This is a genomic window from Collinsella sp. AM33-4BH (assembly GCF_003469205.1).
Classification (GTDB): domain Bacteria; phylum Actinomycetota; class Coriobacteriia; order Coriobacteriales; family Coriobacteriaceae; genus Collinsella.
On record NZ_QSIN01000002.1, the window covers coordinates 164,511 to 187,762 of the forward strand.

Annotated in this window: 18 protein-coding genes; 14 read left to right on the forward strand and 4 right to left on the reverse strand. The window is 59.8% G+C overall.

The window, feature by feature from the left end:
- Positions 1–10 precede the first annotated feature (10 nt).
- Genes smc through ffh form a run of 3 tightly spaced genes read left to right on the forward strand, consistent with a single transcriptional unit; the run spans position 11 to position 5,950 of the window.
- Entirely contained in the window at positions 11–3,547 is a 3,537-nt protein-coding gene (gene smc, locus DW821_RS02235; protein ID WP_118065330.1) for a chromosome segregation protein SMC, read from the forward strand.
- Positions 3,547–4,464 (forward strand): signal recognition particle-docking protein FtsY, encoded by a 918-nt coding sequence (gene ftsY / locus DW821_RS02240; protein ID WP_117769597.1) that lies wholly within the window; start codon positions 3,547–3,549, stop codon positions 4,462–4,464. Before smc ends, ftsY begins: the two co-directional genes overlap by 1 nt.
- 10 nt (positions 4,465–4,474) lie before the next feature.
- Positions 4,475–5,950, forward strand: coding sequence for a signal recognition particle protein (ffh, locus tag DW821_RS02245; RefSeq protein ID WP_117769598.1), 1,476 nt, complete (start codon positions 4,475–4,477; stop codon positions 5,948–5,950).
- 120 nt (positions 5,951–6,070) lie between these two features.
- On the opposite strand, the gene DW821_RS02250 is transcribed toward ffh, so the two are convergent.
- On the reverse strand, positions 6,071–6,835 hold the full coding sequence (locus DW821_RS02250) for a DUF134 domain-containing protein (RefSeq protein WP_117769599.1): 765 nt from the start codon (positions 6,833–6,835) through the stop codon (positions 6,071–6,073).
- Positions 6,836–7,001: 166 nt separating this feature from the next.
- On the opposite strand from DW821_RS02250, the gene thyA reads away from it, so the two are divergent.
- The 4 genes from thyA to DW821_RS02270 all read left to right on the forward strand — a co-directional run bounded on the left by thyA (position 7,002) and on the right by DW821_RS02270 (position 10,877).
- Entirely contained in the window at positions 7,002–7,850 is an 849-nt protein-coding gene (thyA, locus tag DW821_RS02255) for a thymidylate synthase (RefSeq protein WP_118065332.1), read from the forward strand.
- Positions 7,851–7,859: 9 nt separating this feature from the next.
- Positions 7,860–8,378, forward strand: a complete 519-nt coding sequence (locus tag DW821_RS02260; RefSeq protein WP_117769600.1) for a dihydrofolate reductase — start codon at positions 7,860–7,862, stop codon at positions 8,376–8,378.
- 109 nt (positions 8,379–8,487) lie between these two features.
- Complete coding sequence (locus DW821_RS02265; protein WP_118065334.1) at positions 8,488–9,402, forward strand: RNA methyltransferase; 915 nt, start codon at positions 8,488–8,490, stop codon at positions 9,400–9,402.
- 125 nt (positions 9,403–9,527) lie between these two features.
- Positions 9,528–10,877 (forward strand): MATE family efflux transporter, encoded by a 1,350-nt coding sequence (locus DW821_RS02270; protein ID WP_117769602.1) that lies wholly within the window; start codon positions 9,528–9,530, stop codon positions 10,875–10,877.
- 83 nt (positions 10,878–10,960) lie between these two features.
- Here the strand turns inward: DW821_RS02270 and DW821_RS02275 are convergent, their stop codons facing one another.
- Positions 10,961–11,446 carry a cob(I)yrinic acid a,c-diamide adenosyltransferase gene (locus tag DW821_RS02275; RefSeq protein ID WP_117847666.1) on the reverse strand — a complete coding sequence of 162 codons (486 nt, stop codon included), beginning with the start codon at positions 11,444–11,446 and terminating at the stop codon, positions 10,961–10,963.
- A 92-nt stretch (positions 11,447–11,538) separates the two neighbouring features.
- Between DW821_RS02275 and ftsH the strand changes: the two genes are divergently transcribed.
- The 3 genes from ftsH to DW821_RS02295 all read left to right on the forward strand — a co-directional run bounded on the left by ftsH (position 11,539) and on the right by DW821_RS02295 (position 14,403).
- Positions 11,539–13,431 carry an ATP-dependent zinc metalloprotease FtsH gene (gene ftsH / locus DW821_RS02280; RefSeq protein ID WP_171021520.1) on the forward strand — a complete coding sequence of 631 codons (1,893 nt, stop codon included), beginning with the start codon at positions 11,539–11,541 and terminating at the stop codon, positions 13,429–13,431.
- Positions 13,432–13,506: 75 nt separating this feature from the next.
- Positions 13,507–13,968 (forward strand): DUF523 domain-containing protein, encoded by a 462-nt coding sequence (locus DW821_RS02285; RefSeq protein WP_118065336.1) that lies wholly within the window; start codon positions 13,507–13,509, stop codon positions 13,966–13,968.
- A 207-nt stretch (positions 13,969–14,175) separates the two neighbouring features.
- Positions 14,176–14,403, forward strand: coding sequence for an IS3 family transposase (locus tag DW821_RS02295; protein WP_370221172.1), 228 nt, complete (start codon positions 14,176–14,178; stop codon positions 14,401–14,403).
- A gap of 81 nt (positions 14,404–14,484) precedes the next feature.
- On the opposite strand, the gene DW821_RS02300 is transcribed toward DW821_RS02295, so the two are convergent.
- A complete protein-coding gene (locus DW821_RS02300) occupies positions 14,485–15,120 on the reverse strand; it encodes a Type 1 glutamine amidotransferase-like domain-containing protein (RefSeq protein ID WP_118065340.1) in 636 nt (211 codons plus the stop codon).
- Between the two features lie 515 nt (positions 15,121–15,635).
- Positions 15,636–16,718 (reverse strand): iron-containing alcohol dehydrogenase family protein, encoded by a 1,083-nt coding sequence (locus DW821_RS02310; RefSeq protein ID WP_118065343.1) that lies wholly within the window; start codon positions 16,716–16,718, stop codon positions 15,636–15,638.
- Positions 16,719–17,228: 510 nt separating this feature from the next.
- Here DW821_RS02310 and ileS point away from each other — a divergent pair.
- From ileS to DW821_RS02330, 4 genes are all read left to right on the forward strand, one after another.
- Entirely contained in the window at positions 17,229–20,006 is a 2,778-nt protein-coding gene (gene ileS, locus DW821_RS02315) for an isoleucine--tRNA ligase (RefSeq protein ID WP_370221173.1), read from the forward strand.
- A gap of 238 nt (positions 20,007–20,244) precedes the next feature.
- Entirely contained in the window at positions 20,245–20,826 is a 582-nt protein-coding gene (lspA, locus tag DW821_RS02320; protein ID WP_118065488.1) for a signal peptidase II, read from the forward strand.
- A complete protein-coding gene (locus DW821_RS02325; protein ID WP_118065347.1) occupies positions 20,826–21,839 on the forward strand; it encodes an RluA family pseudouridine synthase in 1,014 nt (337 codons plus the stop codon). Before lspA ends, DW821_RS02325 begins: the two co-directional genes overlap by 1 nt.
- Before the next feature lie 82 nt (positions 21,840–21,921).
- Positions 21,922–23,217 carry a glycosyltransferase family 2 protein gene (locus DW821_RS02330; protein WP_117786779.1) on the forward strand — a complete coding sequence of 432 codons (1,296 nt, stop codon included), beginning with the start codon at positions 21,922–21,924 and terminating at the stop codon, positions 23,215–23,217.
- Positions 23,218–23,252 lie beyond the last annotated feature (35 nt).

The window sequence follows — 23,252 nt, forward strand, 5'->3', positions numbered from 1 at the left end:
GCGAGGAACCGTGTATCTCAAGTCCCTCACGCTCAAGGGGTTCAAGTCGTTTGCCGACCGCGCCCATATGACGTTTGAGCCGGGCCTGACCGTCATCGTCGGTCCAAACGGCTCGGGAAAATCGAACATCTCTGACTCGATTCTGTGGGTCCTGGGCGAGCAGAGCGCCAAGCAGCTGCGCGGCCAGGCCATGGAGGATGTCATCTTCTCGGGCTCATCAGCGCGCAGGCCGGTGGGTGTCGCCGAGGTCACGCTGGTGCTCGATAACTCGGACCATATACTGCCCGTCGATTTTGAGGAGGTCGCCATCACCCGTCGCATGTATCGCTCGGGCGAAAGCGAGTACCTCATCAACTCGAGTCCGTGCCGCCTGATGGACATTCAGGACATCCTGCACGATTCGGGCCTGGGCAAGGATACGCATTCCATCATCAGCCAGGGCAAGCTCGACGCCATTTTGCAGAGCCGCCCCGAGGAGCGTCGCGCCCTCATCGAGGAGGCCGCCGGCATCTCCAAGCACAAGCGCCGCAAGGAGCGTGCGCTCAAAAAGATTAAGTCAATGGACGAGCACCTGACGCGTGCCCGCGACATCAATAAGGAAATCGCCCGTCAGCTGCGACCGCTGGAGCGTCAGGTCGACCGCGCGCGCAAGTACAAAGAGCTGTCCTCGCGCGCGAACGAGCTTACGCAGATGCTGGCCGTCGACGAGCTGCGTTCGCTGCAATCGCAGTGGAACGACCTGGAGAGCCGCTCTAAGGAGGGCGCCGCCGAGCTGGAGCTCGCGCAGTACCGTCTGGGTGAGAAAGAGCGCGAGCTCGAGAAGCTCCAGGTTATGCTCGAGGAAAAGGGCCTGTTTGTGGGCGACCTGGGCGAGCAACGCCGTCACATGCAAGATGTGGTCGGTCGCATTAACTCCGACATGCGCCTGCTCGAGGAAAAGGGCCACAACATGGTGTCGCGCCTGTCTGACATGCGCGGGCAGATCTCGAGCTCCGAGCATCAGCGTCGTCGCGTGGTCGAGGAGCTCGAGGACGCGCGTGCCCAGCTTGAGGAAGTGACCGGTGCGCACATGCTGGCCCAGGAGGACGTTGACGCCGCTGGTCCTGCCGCCGCTGAGCTCCACGAGCGGCGCGTGGCGCTCGACAATCAGATTTCGCAGTTTACGCGTGAGCAACGCGATGTGCAACGCGTGGCCGATAACGCCGCGCTCGAGCTCGCCAAGGTGAAGGATTCCTTGAGCAATGCCGAGGTCGAGGACAACATGTATGCCTCGCGCCTGGAGCAGATTGACGAGCAGCTCGAGGAGGTCACGGCCTCGCTCGAGAGTCGTCGCGACCGCGCAGAGGAGCTTGAGGGTGCTCTTGAGGAAGCGCGCCAGGCCCAGGCCGATGCGCGTGAGGCCACCGAGACGGCACGCGCGGCTCTGAAGGACCTGCGTGCCCGCGAGAGCGATGCGCGCAACAAGTTATCCGAGGTGCGCTCGGAGCTTTCCAGCCAAAAGAAACTCGATGCCCGCATGGCCGACAGCTCGCCGCTCGTGAGCCGTCTGGTGGGTGCGCTGGGCGATGATGTCACGGGTCGTCTGGGCGACGTGCTCGAGGCCCCGCGCGAGCTTGAGGGCTTGGTTGAGCAATTGCTCGCCGGCGATATCGATGCACTGCTGTTCGACGATACGTCCGCGCTTGAGCGTGCCGGTCGTGCCGCTCTGGACCAGAAGAAGGCCTCGGGCGAGGCGCTGCTGGTGGCGCGCGGCGTGAGCGGCTCTACCGCCGCTGAGGGCGCTGCCGGTACCCGTCTGGTTGATCATCTGTCCGTGCGCGCAGGCTACGGTCCCGTCGTCGAGGCGTTGCTCGGCGGATATTACGTAGTGGACGATCTTGCTGCCGCGCTGTCGGCGCCGGTCGTTGACGGCGTGACTTACGTGACCCCCGATGGCGCCCGCGTCGCCTGCGGCGGCCTGGTGCGCGTGGGCCTCGATGCCGGCGAGGCTTCGGGTGCGCTGGAGCGCAAGCGTCGCATTCGCGAGCTGGAGGGCCTGGAGCCCGATCTGGCTGCCGTGTTTGAGCATGTGTCGGATCAAGTCGTCGAGGCCAATGCGGCCGTTGAGGAAGCGCGTGCCGCTGAGGGCGATGCCGCCGGCGAGATCGCCCGTCTTGAGGGCGAGCGCCGCTCGCTGCTCTCCGAGATCGGCCGCTTGGAGCAAAGCGCCAACAATGCCGAGGTCGAGCGCGTGCGCATCTCCAAGCGCCGCGAGCAGGCCTCCGAAGCCGTTCGCGCTGCGCGCCCGCGCGTTGACGAGCTCACCCGTTCGCGTGACGAGGCTCGCGCGCAGGCAAGCAATCTGGGGTTGCAGATTGCCGAGGCCAACGACGAACTCGACCGCGTTCGCCGTGACGATTCCGAGGCTGCCGGCAAGCTCGCCGACGCCAAGGTTCGCCTAGCCCAGACGAGCGAACGCCTGCGTTCGCTGAAGGGCCGCGTGCCCGATCTGGAGCATCGTCTTGAGGGCATCGACCGCCGTATCCGCGGAACACGCCAGGCCTCGCGCTCGCTCGAATTGCTGCGCCTGCGCGTCGATCCCATGCACGAACGCTATTCGGCCCTGCTGGAGCGCGCGTCGGATTGGGCCTCGCGTCTGCGTGACCAGGCTTCGCTCGAGGAGGCTGACTCGGCCTCGCTTAAGAAGACCATTGAGGACGCCAAGGCCGAGGTCTCCCGCGCCAAGGAGCGGGTCGATGCCGCCACCGCGACGCAAAACGAGTTCAAGGTCGCTCGCGGCAAGCTTGAGGTGCAGGTAGAGGCGGCTATCAAGGCCATTACCGCCGATGGCACCACGGTGCTCGAGGAGGCGCTCATGCTTCCTGCGCCCACCGACCGTGACGCTGCCGAGCGTGAGCTCAACCAGCTCGTGCGCCAGATCAACAACCTGGGCCCTGTGAACCAGGTTGCCATGGAGGAGTACGAGCAGCTCAAGCGCCGCGCCGATTACATCGAGGAGCAGCTGGCCGATCTGGAGAGCGCGCGCAAGGCGCTCACCAAGATCACCGTGGCCATTGACCGTAAGATGCGCAAGGCCTTCCTGGTGACCTTCGAGAAGGTCGATGCGAACTTCCGCGAGATCTTCGCCATGCTGTTTCCGGGTGGCCAGGCACATCTGGAGATGACCGACCCTGAGCATCCGGCCGAGACGGGCATCGAGGTCGTGGCGCAGCCGCGTGGCAAGCGCATCACCAAGATGATGCTCATGTCGGGCGGCGAGAAGAGCCTGACGGCGCTCGCCTTGCTCTTTGCTGTCTATCGCACGCGTACGGTGCCGTTCTATGTGCTGGACGAGGTCGAGGCGGCGCTCGATGACGCCAACCTGTCCAAGCTCATCGGCGCACTCGACGTGTTGCGTTCCGATACGCAGCTCTTGGTTATCTCGCATCAGCGCCGTACTATGGAGGACGCTGACGTCCTCTACGGCGTCTCGATGCAAGCCGACGGCGTCAGTCGCGTCGTCTCGCAAAAACTCGATCGCGAAACCGGAAAGGTCGTGAATGCATAATGGGATTCTTCGATGCTCTCTCGCGCGGACTTGAGCGCAGCCGCGAGGCCCTCAACGAGGTCTTCTACTTTGGCGGCGAGGTCGACGAGGATTTTTGGGAGGACCTAGAGGACACCCTCGTCATGGGTGACATGGGTGCCGAGGTCGCGATCCAGGTGTCCGATGACCTGCGCGATGCCGCGGCCAAGAAGAACCTTAAGACCGCCCCGCAGCTCCGTCGCGCCCTGGCCGAGCAGCTCGAGCAGCATTTTGTGCCCGTCGAGCGCGATCCGTTCGCCGACACGCCGAGTTGCGTGCTGTTTGTGGGCATTAACGGTGCCGGCAAGACCACGACGGTCGGCAAGATCGCGAGCGCCATGTCTGCCCGCGGCAAGAACGTCGTGATCGGCTCAGCCGACACCTTCCGCGCCGCCGCCATTGAGCAGCTCGATGTGTGGGGCCAGCGCGCCGGCGTTCCCGTCATCAAGCGCGACCGCGGCTCCGACCCGGCGAGCGTTTGCTACGACGTGCTCGACGAGGCCGACAAGCGCGGCAGCGACCTGGTGCTTATCGACACCGCCGGTCGTCTGCACACGAGCCCCGAGCTCATGCGCGAGCTTGCCAAGGTGGTCAACGTGACGCGTAAGCGCGCCGCCAATATGGCCGCCGGCCCCATGCCCGTCTCGGTCGTCCTCGTAATCGATGCCGCAACAGGCCAAAACGGCCTGAACCAGGCGCTCGAGTTTAACGAGGCGCTGGGCCTGGACGGTATTATCATGACAAAGCTCGACGGCACGGCAAAGGGCGGTATCGCCATGGCCGTGGCCGAGAAGCTCAAGCTTCCCATCCTGCGCATCGGCGTGGGCGAGCAGGTCGATGACCTGCAGGAGTTTAATGCCAAAGATTTCTGCCGCGCCCTGGTGGGCGAGTCCAATTAAGGAGTGACTAGTGTTTGATTCCCTGAGCGATCGCCTCAACGACACATTTGACCGCCTGCGCGGCAAGGGCAAGCTGACCGAGGCCGATATCACCTCGGCCATGCGCGACATTCGCATGGCGCTGCTCGAGGCCGACGTCAACTTCAAGGTCGTCAAGGAGTTCGTCGCCAAGACCAAGGAGCGCTGCATGACCGCCGAGGTCATGGAGTCGCTGTCGCCGGCGCAAAACGTCGTCAAGATCGTGCTCGATGAGCTCACCGATATGCTCGGTTCCACCGAGAGCAAGCTCGTCTTTAGCAACCGCATCCCCAATGTCATCATGCTCGTGGGCCTGCAGGGCTCCGGTAAGACCACGGCGGCCGTAAAGCTGGCATACCTGCTCAAGAAGCAGGGTCGCTCGCCGCTGCTCGCCGCGTGCGACGTCTATCGTCCCGCCGCTGCCGACCAGCTTGCCACGCTCGGTGGCGAGATCGGCGTGCCGGTCTTCCGCGGTGACGGCGCGCACCCGGTCGATATCGCCAAGGGCGCTATTCAGGAGGCCGTTGACCACCTGCGCGACGTGGTCATCGTCGATACCGCCGGTCGCCTGCAGATCGACGAGCAGATGATGCAGGAGGCCGTGGACATCAAGAAGGCCGTCAAGCCCGATCAGGTGCTGATGGTTGTCGATGCCATGACCGGTCAGGATATCGTCAACGTCGTCTCGACCTTCGCCGAGCGCACCGACTTTGACGGCGTGATCATCTCCAAGCTCGACGGCGATGCCCGTGGCGGCGGCGCGCTTTCCGTGCGCCAGGTGACCGGCAAGCCCATCAAGTTCGTGAGCATGGGCGAGAAGCCCGATTCGCTGGAGCCGTTCTATCCCGATCGTATGGCCAAGCGCATTCTTGGCATGGGCGACGTTGTCGGCATTATCGAGAAGGCCCAGGAGGCGGCCGACGCCGAGCAGCTCGAGGCTGCCGAGCGAATGCTGCGCGAGGGCTTCACCATGAACGATATGCTCGACCAGATGAAGGCCGTCAAGAAGATGGGCGGCATGAAGGGCATCCTGGGCATGCTCCCCGGCGGCCAGCGTGCGCTCAACCAGATGGGTGGCAACCTGGACGAGGGCATCTTCGATAAGAACGAGGCCATTATCATGTCGATGACCAAGGAGGAGCGCCTGCGTCCCTCCATAATCAACGGTCAACGTCGCGCGCGTATCGCCAAGGGCGCCGGCGTAACCCCCACCGAAGTCAATACCCTTATGAAGCAGTGGGGCGAGATGAATAAGATGATGGGCCGCATGCGCACGATAGCCAATCAGGCACAGGCCGGCGGCAAGAAGGGCAAAAAGGGTAGGAAGGGCAAGAAAATGCGCATGCCCAATATCCCTGGCCTGGACGCTATGGGTCTGGGCGGCATGGGCGGCCTGGGTACGGGCGGTCCCAAGTCCGATATGGAGCTGCTGCGCCAGATGGAAGCGCAGATGCGCAATAAGAAATAGGGCTGTAATTCCAGCTTGATATGGCAAAGGCCACTCGGAAGCTACCGGGTGGCCTTTGTTGTTGGCTTTGATTGTTGGGTTGCGTTTGGCGTCGCGCCCCGAGCTCGCGGTGTCGTGCCGTTAGTGGCAGCTGCAGCCCTCGTGGCCCTCGTGCTCGTGATGGTCGTGGCAGCTGCAGGACTCGCCGTGTTCGTGGGCGTGGTCGTGGTCATGGCCGTGGCAGCCGCACGTGGCCTCGCCGTTCTGTGCGAGCGTGCCGGCGATAAGGGCCTCGACGCAAGCGTCGCAGCTGCCCTGGGCACCTGCGTATACCGTGATGCAGGCTTGGGCAAGCGCATTGATAGCGCCGCCGCCGATGCCGCCGCAGATGAGCGTGTCCACGCCACCGTTGGCGAGCAGGCCCGCAAGGGCACCGTGGCCGGTGCCGCCGGTGCCCACGACCTGTTCGTTGAGCACCTTGCCGTCCTGAATGTCGTAGATCTTGAACTGCTCGCTGCGGCCAAAGTGCATAAAGATGTTGCCGTTGTCGTACGTGGTTGCCACCCTCATGGTGTCGACCTCCTTTGCTGGCCATGCGGCCGTCGCTGTGGTGATGGGGGAGTACGCGATATTGCCGCCCTCGATGATGAGCGCTCGTCCGTTGACCAGCGCGTTTGCCACCTTGCGATGCGCGCGGCTGCAGATTGCCGCCACCGTGGCGCGAGCAATGCCCATCTGCTGTGCGACGGCCTCTTGGTTAAGGCCTTCCAGGTCGCACAGGCGCAGCGCCTCGAGTTCGTCGACCGTCATGTCGATGGCATCGCCGCTCGCCAGGCCATCGGGGGTAAAACCGCGATATTCGGGGATGATTCCGACGCGGCGCAGTTTTTCGCGTCTTCCTGCCATGCGCACTCCTTATCTGACATATGTCAACAATAGGATAACTCGATGCTCATTGAGCGCAAGGAATTTCTGGCATATGTCAGAAAATGAGGGCTTATGTTAGGGCTGTGGGGCCGCGTGCGCCTGGGCTACAATGAATCTCGCTTGTAGGCGACTGACAGGAGGGTCAATGAGCAAGGCTGATCAACAGTTTGTAGCCATGTGCCGCGATATTCTGGACCATGGCACCACCACCGAGGGCCAAAAGGTCCGCCCGGTGTGGGAGGACGGCACCCCTGCCTATACCATTAAAAACTTTGGTGTCACGGCGCGCTATGACCTGCGCGAAGAGTTCCCGGCACTTACCCTGCGCCGTACGGCGCTTAAGTCTGCTATGGACGAGATCCTATGGATCTATCAAAAGAAGTCCAATAACGTGCATGACCTCAACAGTCATATTTGGGATGAGTGGGCTGACGAGACCGGCTCTATCGGCAAGGCCTACGGCTACCAGATTGGCCAGAAGAGCCATTACGCCGAGGGCGACTTCGATCAGATGGACCGCGTGCTGTACGACCTCAAGCATACGCCGTACAGCCGTCGTATTATGACGAACACGTACGTGTTCAGCGATCTACCCGAGATGCATCTGTATCCGTGCGCCTACAGCGTGACCTATAACGTCACTCAGCGTCCGCAGGACGACAAACCGACGCTCAACATGATTCTCAACCAGCGTAGCCAGGACATTTTGGCCGCGAACAATTGGAATGTGTGCCAGTACGCAATTCTGTTGATGATGGTTGCGCAGTCGGTCGATATGATTCCCGGCGAGCTGCTGCACGTGATCGCCGATGCCCACATTTACGACCGCCATGTCGATATCGTCCGCGAGCTTATCGAGCGTCCGCAGTTTGCCGCGCCCAAGGTAACGCTCAACCCCGATGTGCATGACTTCTATGCGTTTACGACCGATGACCTGATCGTCGAGGGCTACGAGCACGGCCCGCAGGTCAAGAACATTCCCATTGCGGTGTAGGTGGCGCTCATGACGTGTAAGCTTTCTGCCATCGTCGCCGTGTGCGATGACTGGGGTATTGGGTGCGAGGGCGACATGGTGGTGTCCAACCGTGCCGACATGCGTCATTTTGTGGCGCGCACCAAAGGTTGCCCGGTCATTATGGGACGCAAGACGCTGTTGAGTTTTCCCGGCGGACGACCGCTCAAGAATCGCCGCAACATTGTGCTCACGCGCGACCAAGGCTTTGCGCCCGAGGGCGTCGACGTGGTGCATAGCGTTGATGAAGCGCTCGCCGTGGTAGCCGATGAACCCGTTGCGTGGGTGATTGGCGGCGGCGAGGTGTATCGGCAGTTTTTGCCGTATTGCGTGGAGGCCGAGGTCACGCACAACCATTGCATCCATGCCGTGGACACGTACTTTCCCGATCTGGATGCCGATCCCGCGTGGGAGATTGCGCGACGTGGTGGTGTTGCTACGATTGCCGCGGGCGAGGGTGACGAGGGTCTCGATTATGAGTTCGTGACGTATCGTCGCGTTGATGTGTAAACCCGTTTATCCCTTCGGTATTATCGGGTTGGAATGAGTGGCGGGGTAGCGCATGGCGTTGCCCCGATATTTGTATAGGTGCTGCAAAGAAAGGTGCGAGCTGGCTGCTATGACTGATGCCGTTGAGGTGCTGCAAATCGATTCGCTCGAGGACGAGCGGCTCGATGCCTACGTGCGACTGACCGAGCGCGAGCTGCGCTGCGTGTTGGAGCCGCAAAAGGGCATCTTTATCGCCGAGAGTGCCAAGGTTATCGAGCGCGCGGTTCGCGCCGGATACGAGCCGGTGAGCTTTCTTTTGGGCGAACGCTGGCTCGACCAGATGATGCCGCTGTTTGAGCGCCTGGTTGTGCGCGAGGGCGCGGGCCCGGTTCCCGTGTTCGTGGCCTCGATGGAGCTTATGGAGCAGCTGACGGGCTTTAACGCGACACGCGGTGCGCTCGCGGCATTCCGCCGTCCACGTCAGATTCCGGTAGCCGAGTTCTTGGGTGGCGTCGTCGAGGCGGCGGGGGAGCGCCCGGTGCGCGTGTGCGTGCTCGAGGGCATTGTCGACCACACCAACGTCGGCGCGATTTTCCGCTCGGCGGCTGCGCTGAACGTCGATGGCATTTTGGTGAGCCCTACGTGCTGCGATCCGCTGTACCGTCGCTCGGCCCGTGTGAGCATGGGCACGGTGTTCCAGGTGCCCTGGACACGCATTGGCAGCGAGGCGCGCGTATGGCCGCATGATGGGCTGGCGGCGCTACACGATGCCGGCTTTTCGTGTGCCGCCATGGCATTGACGGATGATTCGGTGTCGTTGGACGATTCCGCGCTGCAGGAGATTGACCGCCTGGCAATCTTTATGGGCACCGAGGGTGCTGGCTTGGGCGCCAAGACCATTGCGGGCTGTGACCGAGCCGTGCGAATTCCGATGGCGCACGGGGTCGATTCGCTCAACGTGGCCGCGGCAAGTGCTGTCGCCTTTTGGCAGCTGTGTCCGCATGTGAGCAATGAGTATCACTACCAGCCGGGTTTGTATCACTAAACAGATATTTCGCACCGGGCTGTGGTTCGGGGCGTTTCGGCCGACGCTGGTCGGTGCTAAGCTGGTGTCGGCTTTGGTCTTAAATTGCCGTTTTGTTGTATGACGTACGCTAGTGGGGAGGGCGTGTGGCTAAGAAATCTACGGCTATCGATGTAACGCAGGGTGTCATTTGGCAGCAGCTGCTGTCGCTGTGCGTTCCCATTTTCTTTAGTTCGTTCTTTCAGCAGGCATACACGCTTATCGGTACCTATATCGTCGGTCAGTTTGGCGGCAAGCTCGCGCTGGGTGGCATTCAGGCCACGATGGTGCTCACCGAGCTCTGCATTGGTTTTTGCGTCGGTGTGGGTGCTGGCTGTGCCGTTATTACCGGTCAGTTTTTTGGCCAGCACGATGACGAGCGCCTGAGCCGATCGGTCCACACGGCCATGACGCTCGCGCTGGTGGGCGGTATCGCTTTCTCGATTCTTGGCATAGTGTTCGTTGAGCCCATGCTGGTGCTTATGAATACGCCGCATGAACTATTGGCCGAGGGCGTGGCCTATGCCCGTTGCTATTTTGCCGCCATGGTTGCGGCGCTGCTGCTCAATATGGGAACGGCATTGCTGCGCGCCGTGGGCGACACGCGCGGGCCCGCTGTGATCATCGCTTCCGGCTGCCTTGTTAATGCGGTGCTGGATGTCATCTTCGTTGCCGTACTTCATATGGAGGCTCTGGGCTGCGGCATCGCGGTGGCGCTGACCATTTGCTCCAATGCCACGATGATCGTGATTCGTATGATGCACGCACCGGGTGCGTGGCGGCTTTCACTGTCCAAACTCGGCATTGATCCTGGTATTTGTAAGAGCATGATTTCGTGTGGTCTGCCGCTTGGCTTTCAGTCTGCTGCGTATTCGATTTCCAACGTTTTGATTCAGGTGTCGGTCAACTCGTTTGGTGCCGATGTCACCACGGCTTGGGGTCTTTCGGGCCGCCTGGATGGCATTGTCTGGATGGTTACCGAGGCGCTTGGCGTGTCGATTACCACGTTCTCGGCACAGAACTTTGGCGCGCGCAACTACGAGCGTATGCGAAAGGGCTACCATACGTCGCTCGTGCTGTCGTTTATGCTCATTGGTGGCCTGTCTGCCGTGCTGCTGGTGTTCTCGGGTCCGTTGTCGCGCCTGTTTGTCGACGATGCTTCGATTTCGGCGTACACCACGACGATTCTTCACTTTATCGCGCCGTTCTACGCGATCTTCTCGATTATCGAAAACGCGTCGGGCTCCATTCGCGGCGCCGGCGTGAGTCTGCAGCCTATGATGCTCACCATCTTTGGCACCGTTGTCTTGAGGGTGATTTGGGTGTTTGCGATCATGCCCTTCGATCCGTCGCTCGAGCATCTACTGCTGGTCTACCCCGTAACCTGGCTCATTACGGCCACGATGTTCACCATCTACCACCACAGCGGCAACTGGCTAGGCCGCGCCATCGCCTAATGATCCCTTGGGGCGGAGGGAAACGGATCATTGCTCTCCGTCGTGATGTCGATGTCCGTTTTCCTCCGTCCCCTTCGGTTTCATTAGTATTTAATGCCTTGGCGGGCCAGGAGGCCTTCGTCGAAGTAGTGTTTGACGGGGCGCATTTCTGTGACCAGGTCGGCGAGGTCCGCGAGGGGCAGCAGGCCGCGGCAGGTCAGTATGAGCTCTGTGGTGTCGGGTTTCATCGCGATTAGTTCCTCGACATCCTCTCGCGCCACAAAGCCGCGGCGCATGGCCTCGCCGAGTTCGTCCAAAATCAGAACGTCGACCTGTGAGATCTGCTCGCGTGCGAGCTCCATGATCTGTGCGGCGCAAGCCTCGGGCGTGTCGCGGTCGGCCTGTGCAATTCGTAACCCTAGGCGTGGTGCCGCATCATGCTCGGCGCAGTGCAGCTTCTTGGCAATCTGCAGCATGAGTACGTCGAGCCCATAACCTGTGGCGCGCATCGCCAATCCCAGCGCAGCCGTGGTTTTGCCCTTGCCATCGCCCGTATAGATCTGAACCTTGCCGACTTCGAGTGATGCCATCTCTATCCTTTCGTGCCCGGCGTCGGTTTATCGCCGGCCGGGTTGGGTATTCTAGTTAGCATTATCAACCCCAGTAGATGGAGTTCAAGCAGATGGAGATGGATGACAACAAGCGTAGACGGAATATGATCCTCTACGTGCTCATCGCCTTCGTCGTCTACCTCGTGCTCTCGACCGTTCTGTTCCCTAACATCGGTCACACGCAGCAGATTACGAAGACCGATTACTCGACGTTTGTCAAAGCGCTCGATAAGAAGAGTGTCGACAAGGTCGAGTACAACACGGACGATTACTCGATTTATTACACCAAGAAGGGCGAGGACGAGAACATCGCCTATAAGACGACCGGTGTGCCGAACGATGCGGGCTTTACCGATCGCGTGCTTGAGTCTGGCGCTTCGCTGGAGTCGGTCGTTCCCGATAAAAACTCGGGTTTGATGACCTACTACCTGCTCACGCTCATTCTTCCCATGGCGATTTTCTTCCTCATCGGTTGGTGGCTCAACCGCCGCATGAAGAAGGCTATGGGCGATGACGGCCCGTCGATGAACTTTGGCGGCGGCGGTTTTGGCGGCGGCGGACTGGGTAAGTCCGGCGCGCGCGTGATCGCCTCCAAGGACGTGGGCGTGACCTTTAAGGACGTCGCCGGCCAGGAAGAGGCCAAGGAGTCCCTCAAGGAGGTCGTCGACTTTCTGGAGAAGCCGCAGCGCTACGAGGAGATTGGCGCCAAGCTGCCGCGCGGTGCTCTCCTTGTTGGCCCTCCGGGTACCGGTAAGACCCTGCTAGCCAAGGCTGTTGCCGGCGAGGCTGGTGTTCCGTTCTTTAGCATTTCGGGTTCTGAGTTCGTCGAGATGTTCGTCGGCCGTGGCGCCGCCAAGGTGCGTGACCTTTTTAAGCAGGCCAAGGAAAAGGCCCCGTGCATCGTGTTTATCGACGAGATCGATACCATCGGTAAGAAGCGCGATGGCGGCGGTTTTAGCGGCAACGACGAGCGTGAGCAGACGCTCAATCAGTTGCTGACCGAGATGGATGGCTTCGATAACCACAAGGGTATCGTTGTCCTTGCCGCAACCAATCGCCCCGACAGTCTCGATCCGGCGCTGCTGCGCCCCGGTCGTTTTGACCGCCGCATCCCCGTCGAGTTGCCCGATCTGACCGGCCGTAAGAACATCCTTGAGCTTCACGCCAAGAGTGTGAAGACCGAGCCGCCGATTGACCTGACCGCGATTGCCCGCGCCACGCCCGGTGCCTCGGGCGCCGACCTGGCCAATATCATCAACGAGGGCGCCCTGCGCGCCGTTCGCGAGGGTCGCAAGCGTGCAACCCAGGACGACTTCGAGGAGTCGGTGGAGGTCGTCATTGCCGGCCAACAGCGTAAGTCCACGGTGCTTTCCGACCACGAGAAGCAGGTCGTTTCCTACCACGAGATCGGCCATGCTATCGTCGCTGCCCGCCAAAAGGGTTCCGCGCCGGTTACCAAGATCACCATCGTGCCGCGCACGAGCGGTGCTCTTGGCTATACCATGCAGGTCGAGGAGGACGAGCGCTTCCTGACGACACGCCAGGAGGTCTTGGACAAGCTCGCCGTCTACTGCGGCGGCCGTGCGGCCGAGGAACTCATCTTTGGCGAGATGACGACCGGTGCCGCCAACGATATCGAACAGGCCACCAAGCTTGCCCGTAATATGGTGACGCGCTTTGGTATGTCCGACGAGTTTGGCATGATGGCGCTCGGTACCGTGCAGAACGCGTATCTCAATCAGGACACGTCGCTCACCTGCGCCCCTGGTACGGCCGAGCGTGTGGACGCGATTGTCGCTAAGCTGATCGAGGACGCGCACGATCGCGCCCTGCAGATCCTCAAGGAAAACAAGTTTAAGCTGCACGAGCTGGCTCGTTATCTGTACAAGAAGGAGACGATCACGGGCGAGGAGTTTATGAATCTTCTTACGCGCGAGAATCCGCTGATGCCAAAGCAGCAGTAAGGCTGCCTGCGCAGTGTCGAACGCCCCATTTGAGTGTCCATCTCAAATGGGGCGTTCTGCTTGAGGGAGATGCAAATGAAGATCGTGGTGAGTGCCTGCTTGATGGGCGAGAGCTGCAAGTATAACGGACTTGACAATTACCATCGCAAGCTGGTCGAGGCTTGCGAGCGTACGGGGACCGAGGTCCTGCTGGTGTGCCCCGAGGTTTTTGGCGGTCTGCCTACGCCGCGCAAGCCGTCCGAGATTGTGGACGGTGAGGTCCGTACCTGCGAGGGTGTCTCTGTCGATCGCGAGTTTCGCCTAGGTGCCCAGCGTGCGCTCGATATGTGCGAGCACTTTGGCGGCCCGTCCGAGATTGCTGCCTGCATCCTTCAAGACCGTAGCCCCTCGTGCGGTGCGGGTCGCGTCTACGATGGCACCTTCAGCGGTACGCTCACCGCGGGCAACGGCGTTTTTGTCGATCTGCTGCTGCGTCACGGGTACCGTGTGATTCCGGCTAGCGAGTTCGATCCCAGCATGCTGGAACATTGTCCATAGCACTCGAACCCAACACTTCCTCACGGGTGACCGTTTTGGCATCATCCGTGAAGTTGATATTGAGTACGACCCGGTCATCAAAGACGTAGACCGAGTTGACAGGCGCCGTACCCAGGCAGCCCCTCCCCGCGGCCCTCGCGCAGGAACGCGCACACGGCCTTCCCGTCTCTTGCGCCCCTCCCGGAACTGTCCACATCAGTGTAGCCAATCCAGTCCGCCAAGGGCTGCAGCCCGGACAACGCGGCGATGGAGGGCTTCTTCGGCTTGTTCAAGAAGGAGTTCTGGCACGGCAGGGACTGGTCGGACTGGACCCCCGCCCGCTTCATCGAGGAGCTCGGGGGCTGGATCGGTCGATACAATACGGAGAGGCGCAGCGATGCGCTCGGTGGCCGCACGCCGGCCGAGTTCCGCTCCGCGCTGGGAAGGGCCGCATAACGGTCCAAGAAATCGTCCGCAGTCCCCATTCTTGCCCCTTTGGGACAGCTTCTTGTTGGGGCGTGCCTGCCCCAAACCCTGCTAGGAACGAGTGCAGCAAACTGGAATTTTAAATTTGTCTTTGCAAATAACCTTTGAACCTTCACCATCAATTACAATTCCCTGACGATTGTTAATTGGGCATAGATTCAAATCCGAAAACTCAGTCATTATTTTCTCGGTAACTTTCTTAAATGGTGCTGTAAGATAATGCGGAAGAACATAGAAATCAATCAAATTAAGCCCTGAATCATCTTCTTGTGAGTAGTCCTCCGGCTTTTCATCCATTTGCTCGATATATTGGATGCTTGGAGCGCATACAATCGCACCTGCCGATTCACCAATCATCAGTTTTCCCTTTGCCAATTCTTTCTTCAACAGCTCATCCGTTCCCGTTTTACGGAGCTGGTCTATAAGGAAAAAAGAATTTCCGCCGGTAAAATAGATCACATCCGCATCTTCAAAAAGAGACTGTATCGTTGAATAAGCCTCCGTTGAAATATCAATTTCAGTTACGATTGCTCCCAACTTTTTGAATAATTTTCGAGCCGAGCCGACATAACCGGTGTAGCCTTCACGCAGCGAAGCTGTTGGAATAAATGCGACTTTTTTATTTTCAATTTCTTCCTTTATCAGACTTCCTACACTTGAAAAGTGAGAACATAAAAACAGTTTCATCAATATTCTCCTTTATATATAAATTCTTATTTGTTGAACTAAGCTGTGTATACCATACTCTCCAATGAAAGAACGCCCTGATATAGCGAAATTTTGCCGTTTTCCTGCGTACGTGCGTACACACTCCACAGGAATTCTAAGGGGCCTGCCCCCCTTAGCACACGGACTTTGGAACAAAGTCTAGTGTGTTACGCCTTGCCAGAGGTGTACAGGCTCCCGGTACGCACGTACGCAGCAATTGCCATCAATGCGCCATATAAGTGGCGATCAAGTTCGCATAAAGCGACCTTGATCCCGTAAAACAAAAGGCAGGATACCATCACCACGATGATACCCTGCCTCTGTTCGTTCCTGTTTATCGTTCCGAGTAGTCCTTCCGCAGAATTTCCGATAAACAAAAAACGTACCCGAACCCTTTCTCGTAAAGAATCGGGTTCGAGTACGAACTGAATGCTGGAGCAATAAAAAACCACCAGAAAGGTGCCTGTCCCCTTTGTGGTGGTTTTGGGCCAGTCCTAGAGCTTGTGGCCGTAGGCGTTGGCGGCCTTGATGGCGGCGGCGAATTTCTCGTCGGTGAAGGGCTCGGGGTTTCCCTGCTTCCATTCGTTGGTGGCGTGCGCGTACTCGCACAGGGCCGGGATGTCGGCCTCGGAAAGCCCGACCTGCTCAAGCGTCACAGGCAGGTCCATCTGCTTGTTAAAGGCGGCGTAGCGCTCAAGGTTCTCGGTATCGCCCGTATAGGCAAACAGCACGAGCACGCCCAGGCTCACGACCTCGCCGTGCAGATAGGTTCCCTCGCGAGGAATGCTGCACGTCGCATTGTAGAACGCGTGCGCCACGCTCGAGTTGTAGTAGTAATCGTTTTGGTTGGTCAGGTTGGAGACATAGCCCGTGTTGACTACGATGTCGAGCGCAATCTGCTTGACGGCCTCGCTCGACAGATTCCGGCGCACGTCCTCAAGACCCTGGACGCCATAAGTAAACAGCGGCTCGGAGCAGGTGTGCGCGAGTGCCAGGCCAAGACCGGCGGTGTGCTCTAAGTTGCCGGCGCTCGTGGCGTACTCGACTTCGGGCTGCTTGGACAGGGCATCGCCCACGCCGGCCCAGAAGTACTCCGCCGGAGCCTCGGCGATGATTTTGGGGTTGATGAAGATGTGCGCGGGTCGGTTGGGGTACGAATAGCCCTCGAGCGAGCCGTCGTCGTTGTAGACAACGGCAATGGCGGTCGCGGCCGAGCAGTTGGAGCAGATCGTCGGTACCGTAAAGACGATCTTCTTGAGCTCGATGGCCGCCGTCTTGACGGTGTCGAGCGCTTTGCCGCCGCCGCATGCGATGAGCACATCGGCCTCTCGGCAGGCGGGGGAGTTAACAAGCTTGGCGATATTGGCACGCGTGCTGTTGGTGCCGTAGACGCGTGTCTCCAGAATCTCGACGTCGGTGTCCTCCAGTGCCGCTTCGATACTGGGAAGCGCCGCGGCCAGTGCTCGTTTACCACCGATAATCGCGACCTTGGCCGCTCCGTACTCGGCCAGCGCGCTGGGCAGCTCGTCAAAGCAATCCTCGCCGACGGTATAGTCGCTCATTCCAATTGTGCGCATAGCAGCCTTCTTTCGTTAGATAAAGTGCTTTCAGGTATTTTGCTCCAAGAGAAGGTCCACGGCCGCGAGAAATTTCGAACGTATAAAACCAGTGTTGAGGGTTTTTCGCCGGCGCGGAACGTGCTAGCATACTCCGAATAAGCGTTGATGGGGACGAGTAGTCGGCCGTCCGCATGCTACAGAGAGCGGGGAGCGCTGAGAACCCGTGCATGCGACCGATGAAAATCACCCCGGAGCTGCGGTCCCAACGGACGTGCCGCGCAGGTTCGTCTTAGTAGACATCGCCGAGATGGTCGTCGATACAGACCAGCCGAGTAACGGATGCGAGCGCGCGAATACGCGGGCGAGGGCATCTAAGCTGGGTGGTTAAGCGAAGAGCTTTTACGGGCAGGCTGCTCGTTTTGTGGCGCTTCGTCCCAGCTTGTAGGGACGGGCGCTTTTTTGGTGCCCAGAGGGCGTGCGCGCCCATGACATGAAAGGGGTACCGTGGCAAACGAGTACAAGCAGACGATGAATCTGCCCAAAACCGGATTTCCCATGCGTGCCGGTCTTTCCAAGTCCGAGCCTAAGCGACTCAAGGACTGGCAGGACAACAAGGTCTACGAGCAGGTTCTGAAGAAGAACGAGGGTCACAAGAAGTTCGTGCTGCACGACGGTCCTCCGTACGCCAACGGCCCGATCCACATCGGCCACGCCATGAACAAGATCTCCAAGGACATTATCAACCGTTACTGGATGATGCAGGGCTGTGAAGTCCCCTATGTCCCCGGTTGGGACTGCCACGGTCAGCCGATTGAGCACAAGGTCGAGGAGAAGCTCGGCACCGAGAAGTTCAACCAGACCTCCACGGCCAAGATCCGTGAGCTCTGCAATGAGTTCGCTGTCGAGAACATCGAGCTCCAGAAGGCCGGCTTCCGTCGTCTGGGCGTGCTCGGCGACTGGGACAACCCGTATCTGACGCTCTATCACCAGCATGATGCCGCCGACATCGAGGTCTTTAAGGCCATGTTCGATAAGGGCATGATCTATCGCGGCCACAAGCCGGTTCACTGGTGCAAGCACTGCCACACCGCGCTGGCCGAGGCCGAGATCGAGTACTCCGACGAGACGAGCCCGTCCATTTTCGTGCGCTTTGAGATGACCACCAAGCCCGCCGGCCTCGAGGACTTCGACGGCCCGGTCGACTTTATCATCTGGACGACCACGCCGTGGACCATCCCCTCCGACCAGGCAGTTTCCCTCAAGCCTGGCGCCGCCTACGTCGCCGTTGAGCACGATGGCCGTGCCGAGGTCATGCTCGAGGACCTGGCTCCCAAGTGCTGCGAGGAGTTTGGCTGGGAGTACACCCCGGTCATGGTCGACGGCAAGCCCTATGTGGTTCCCGCCGAGACCTTCCACCACATCCACTACAAGCAGCCGATCTTTGACGGTGTCGAGGGCGTGGCGCTGCTGGCCGATTACGTCGGTGTCGATGACGGTACCGGTATCGTCCACAACTCGCCCGGCCACGGCGTCGACGACTACTTTGCCTGCCTCAAGGAGGGCATCACCGACATCTGCATGCCGGTCGATGACGACGGCAAGTTCTACACCGGTGAGGAGTTTGGCACCGGTGGCCCCTTCAGCGGTATGGATACCGACGAGGCCAACCCGCACATCATCGAGTTCCTGCGCGAGCGCGGCACCCTGGTCCTCGAGAAGAAGATCACGCACAGCTATCCGCACTGCTGGCGCTGCAAGCATCCGGTGCTCTTCCGTGCTACCGACCAGTGGTTCGTCTCTATGGACAAGACCGGTTTGCGCGAGCAGGCTGGCAAAGAGGTCCGCGAGAACGTCAAGTGGTATCCGGCCCACGCCGCCAACCGTATCGGCGCCATGGTCGAGCAGCGTCCCGACTGGTGCATCAGCCGTCAGCGCAACTGGGGCGTGCCTATCCCCAGCTACACCTGCGCCGACTGCGGCGAGAAGGTCATGAACGACGCCACGCTCGACGCCGTCATCAAGCTCTTCCACGAGAAGGGCTCCGATGCTTGGTTCACCGACGCTCCCGAGAGCTATCTGGGCGAGGCCTGCGTCTGCCCCAAGTGCGGCGGCCATCACCTCAAGGCCGATAAGGACATCCTCGACGTGTGGTGGGATTCCGGTGTCTCCTGGAAGGCCGTCTGCGAGTACCGTCCCGAGCTGGAGTATCCGGCGGATGTGTACCTCGAGGGTTCCGACCAGCACCGCGGTTGGTTCCAGAGCTCGCTGCTCACCTCGGTGGGCGCCAACGGCCACGCTCCGTACAAGGCGGTCGTCTCGCAGGGCTTCACGCTCGACGGTCAGGGCCGCAAGATGTCCAAGTCGCTCGGCAACGTCATCGACCCCAACAAGGTCTGCGACGAGATGGGCGCCGACATCATCCGTCTGTGGGTCGCTTCCGTCGACACCAGCTCCGACGTCTCCATCGACCACGAGATTCTCGCTCGTACGTCCGATGCCTACCGTCGTTTCCGCAACACGCTGCGCTTCCTGCTCTCCGAGCTCGAGGGCCAGTTTGAGCCCGAGACCGATGGCGTCCCCTTTGCCGACCTGCTGCCGCTCGACAAGCTCATGGTTGCCCGCCTGACCCAGGTCCAGGCCGAGGTCGACGATGCCTACGCCAGCTACGAGTTCCCGCGCGCCTACCGTGCGCTCTACGACTTCGTGGTTACCGAGCTTTCCAACGTGTACCTCGACGCCCTGAAGGATCGTCTGTACTGCGACAAGCCCGGCTCGCTCGAGCGCCGCAGCGCCCAGACCGTGCTGGCCGAGCTCTTCTCGATGCTCATGCGCGACCTGCAGCCGATCCTGTCCTACACGGTCGACGAGGCCATGGCCTATGCGCCTGCCGGCTGCGTCGATCACCAGAAGTACGCTGCGCTGCTCGATTGGTATAAGTCGCCCATTACGGTCGACGAGGCCAATGAGTTCGAGGGCGTGCTCGAGGCTTCACTCGAGCTCCGTAGCGCCGTGACCAAGGCCCTTGAGGACGCCCGCACCGCCGGCACCTTCACCAAGAGCCAGCAGGTCCGCGTCAAGGCGGTCGTTCCCGCCGAGATGTACGCGCTGCTGACCGGCGACAAGGCCGTCGACCTGGCCGAGTTCTACATCGTCTCCGCTGTTGAACTGACCCAGGGCGAGGAGCTTTCCGTTGCCATCGAGGCTGCCGAGGGCGAGTGCTGCGACCGTTGCTGGAACTACCGCACCACCGTCGGCGAGTACAACGGCCACGCTCACATTTGCAAGCGCTGCGCGAATGCCCTTTAAGGCACGGTAACTCGGCATTTTAGTTATAGGGAGAATTAAGGCGCCTTCGGCCCATTTGCTCCGCTGAAGAAAAGCGACATTCCGTTATCCGGATTGCCGCTTTCTTTTATGCTGGTTATTTATCTGACGTTAGCGAATGTGTCGTGCGCTCTGCGTGTGGCAATATAAGATGGTTATTTGCGTTAAACGGAATTTGATTATCTGAGGGTAGGGGATTTCTTTGGGTCGTGGTGCGGATATGACGCCGCCTTTGCGTTGGCGGTTGGGTGTTGCTGGTGGGGTGGCGCTCGTTGTGCTGCTTGTTGACCAGCTGACCAAGCTCGCTGTTCGTGCCGTGGGCGACGCCTTGCATGTGACCGTCATCCCCGGTGTTATCGACTTTATGTTTGTCCGCAATATCGGTGCTGCCTTTAGCATGGGCGAGGGGCATGGCATTGCGTTTGCCGTGCTGGCGTTGGCGGTCATTATCGCTATTGCCGTGTACCTCGTTCGTGCACCTCAGCTCGCCCATCTTGAGGTTGTGGGCATGGCGATGGTTGCGGGCGGTGCTATCGGCAATGCTATCGATCGTTTGGCCTTTGGTTTCGTGACCGATTTTATTGCCACCACCTTCATTGATTTCCCTGTCTTTAACGTTGCCGATATCGGTATTACGGTCGGTGTCGTGCTGGCGCTCATCGGCTACATGTTCTTGAGCCCTGCCTCTCGTGAGGTCGATGCGACTGCCGAGCTCAACGCCCGTGACGAGGCCCGGGCCAAACGTAAGGCCAAGCAGCGTGGGGAGCGTGCCCGCAAGATTCGCGAAAGGAATGAGCGCTAATGGCCGACATCCATATCCTTGTTGCCGACGATGCCGCTGGCCAGCGTCTCGACGCCTATCTGGGCGCCAACGACGGCTGCCCTACGCGCTCTGCCTGCGCACATCTGATTGAGGGTGGGGCCGTAGTGGTCAATGGCGAGACCTGCCTGTCCAAAAAGTACGCCGTGCGAGCCGGTGACCGTATTTCGGTTGATTTGCCCGAGCCGCACGATCCCGCCGACGTGATCCCCGAGGCCATCCCGCTCGACATTCGCTATGAGGACGACTACCTCATCGTGCTCTCCAAGCAGCGCGGCCTGGTGTGCCATCCTGCGCATGGTCATGAGAGCGGTACGCTCGCGAATGCGCTGGTCTATCACTGCGGTATCGACCATCTGGGCACCGTGCAGGGCGAGGACCGCCCCGGTATCGTACATCGTTTGGATCGCGATACCTCGGGTCTTATGCTTGCGGCAAAGGACGACGATACCCAGCGCGCGCTCCAAAATCTTATCCGTACGCGCACGCTCGACCGCCGCTACATTACGCTCGTTCACGGTCATATCGCCATGGATGAGGGCACCATTAACACCGGCATTGCCCGTTCTACACGTGACCGTGTCAAGATGGCGGTTTCCGATGATCCTTTTGCGCGCCAGGCCATCACGACCTTTAAGGTCCTTGAGCGCTTTGATTCCACGCGCTTTGATGACGGCTATACGCTCGTTGAGTGTCACCTGTTTACCGGTCGCACGCATCAGATTCGCGTGCACATGCGCCATATCAACCACGCCTGCGTGGGCGATCCGCTCTACGGTAAGTGCGATGCGCGTGCCGATCAGGGTCTGACCAGGCAATTCCTCCATTCCTGGCGCGTGGCGTTCGATCATCCCGTGACGGGAGAGCGCATTGAGTGCCGCGACGAGCTGCCGTGGGATCTCGCTGCCGTCCTCGACGACTTAGCCCCGCGTTCGCTTGGTCGCACTACTGCCGGCGACGAAATCGTACCGCAGCTCGGTCTGCTCGAAGCCTAGCCAGTATTAGGTGGTTTCTTGAACTCGGTAAGCCTGCGGTAAGATATACGGTTGTTTACGTAACGCGTTCCTGGGAGCCTGCATGCTCGCCTTTTTACAAACCAACACACCCATCGTGATCTTCAACCAGATTGTCGTCACGCTGCTCACGGTCTGCTTCTTGTACCAGGTGGTCTTCTTTGTCATCGGTGCTCTCCGCGGCGAGGTCGCGCCTCCCAAGGCCAAAAAACTCCACCGGTATGCCTTCTTTATTGCAGCACACAACGAGGAGGCCGTTATCGCCAACCTCGTTCGCTCCATCAAGGACCAGGATTATCCGTCCGAGCTCATCGAGGTCTTCGTGGTCGCCGATGCGTGCACCGATAACACCGCGCAGCTCGCGCGCGAGGCGGGCGCTGTCGTGTACGAGCGAAACGACCTGGCCCGTAAAGGCAAGAGCTGGGTCATGGACTTTGGTTTTGACCGCATTCTTAACGAGTATCCCGATACCTTTGAGGGCTACTTTATCTTCGATGCCGACAACGTTATCTCCCGCGATTACGTCTCCAAGATGAATGACGCCTTTGACCAGGGCTTCCATGTGGTCACAAGCTACCGCAACTCCAAGAACTTTGGCAGCTCGTGGATCTCGGCTGCCAACGCCACTTGGTACCTGCGCGAGGCGCGTTTCCTTAACAACGCGCGTAATATCTGCAAGACGTCCTGCGCCGTATCGGGTTCGGGCTACCTTATCTCGGCTAGCGTTATTGAGGGCATGCACGGCTGGCAGTTCCATACGCTGACCGAGGATATTCAGTTCACCACGTTCTGCGCTATTCACGGCATTCGTATTGGCTATGCGCCGGCGGAGTTCTTTGACGAGCAGCCTGTGACGTTTAAGGCGTCCTGGAAGCAGCGTATGCGCTGGACCAAGGGCTTCTACCAGGTGTTCTTTACCTACGGTAAGCATCTGGTCAAGTCGACCTTCCGCTATCATCGTTTTGCCGCCTACGACATGTTTATGACGATTGCCCCTGGTATGCTGTTATCGCTGATTTCGATGCTCGCCAACGCCACGTTCCTGATCGTCGGTGGTCTTTCGCATGGCTTTTTGGCTACCGAGGTTGAGATGCAGGCTTGTGCCGCCTCGCTCATTATGACCTTCGCGATGATGTATCAGACCTTCTTTATCCTGGCGCTACTTACGACCATCTTCGAGTACAAGCACATTCATTGTGCGCAAAAGTGGCGCCTGGTGACCAACCTGTTTACCTTCCCGATCTTTATGTTCAGCTATATCCCCATCACGGTGGCTGCGTTGTTCCTGAAGGTCGACTGGGTCCCGACGCAACACGCTGTCAACGTTACCCTCGACGAGGTCATGCAGGGCGCTAAATAACCACCACCAAAACCACCACGAAGGGGACAGGCACC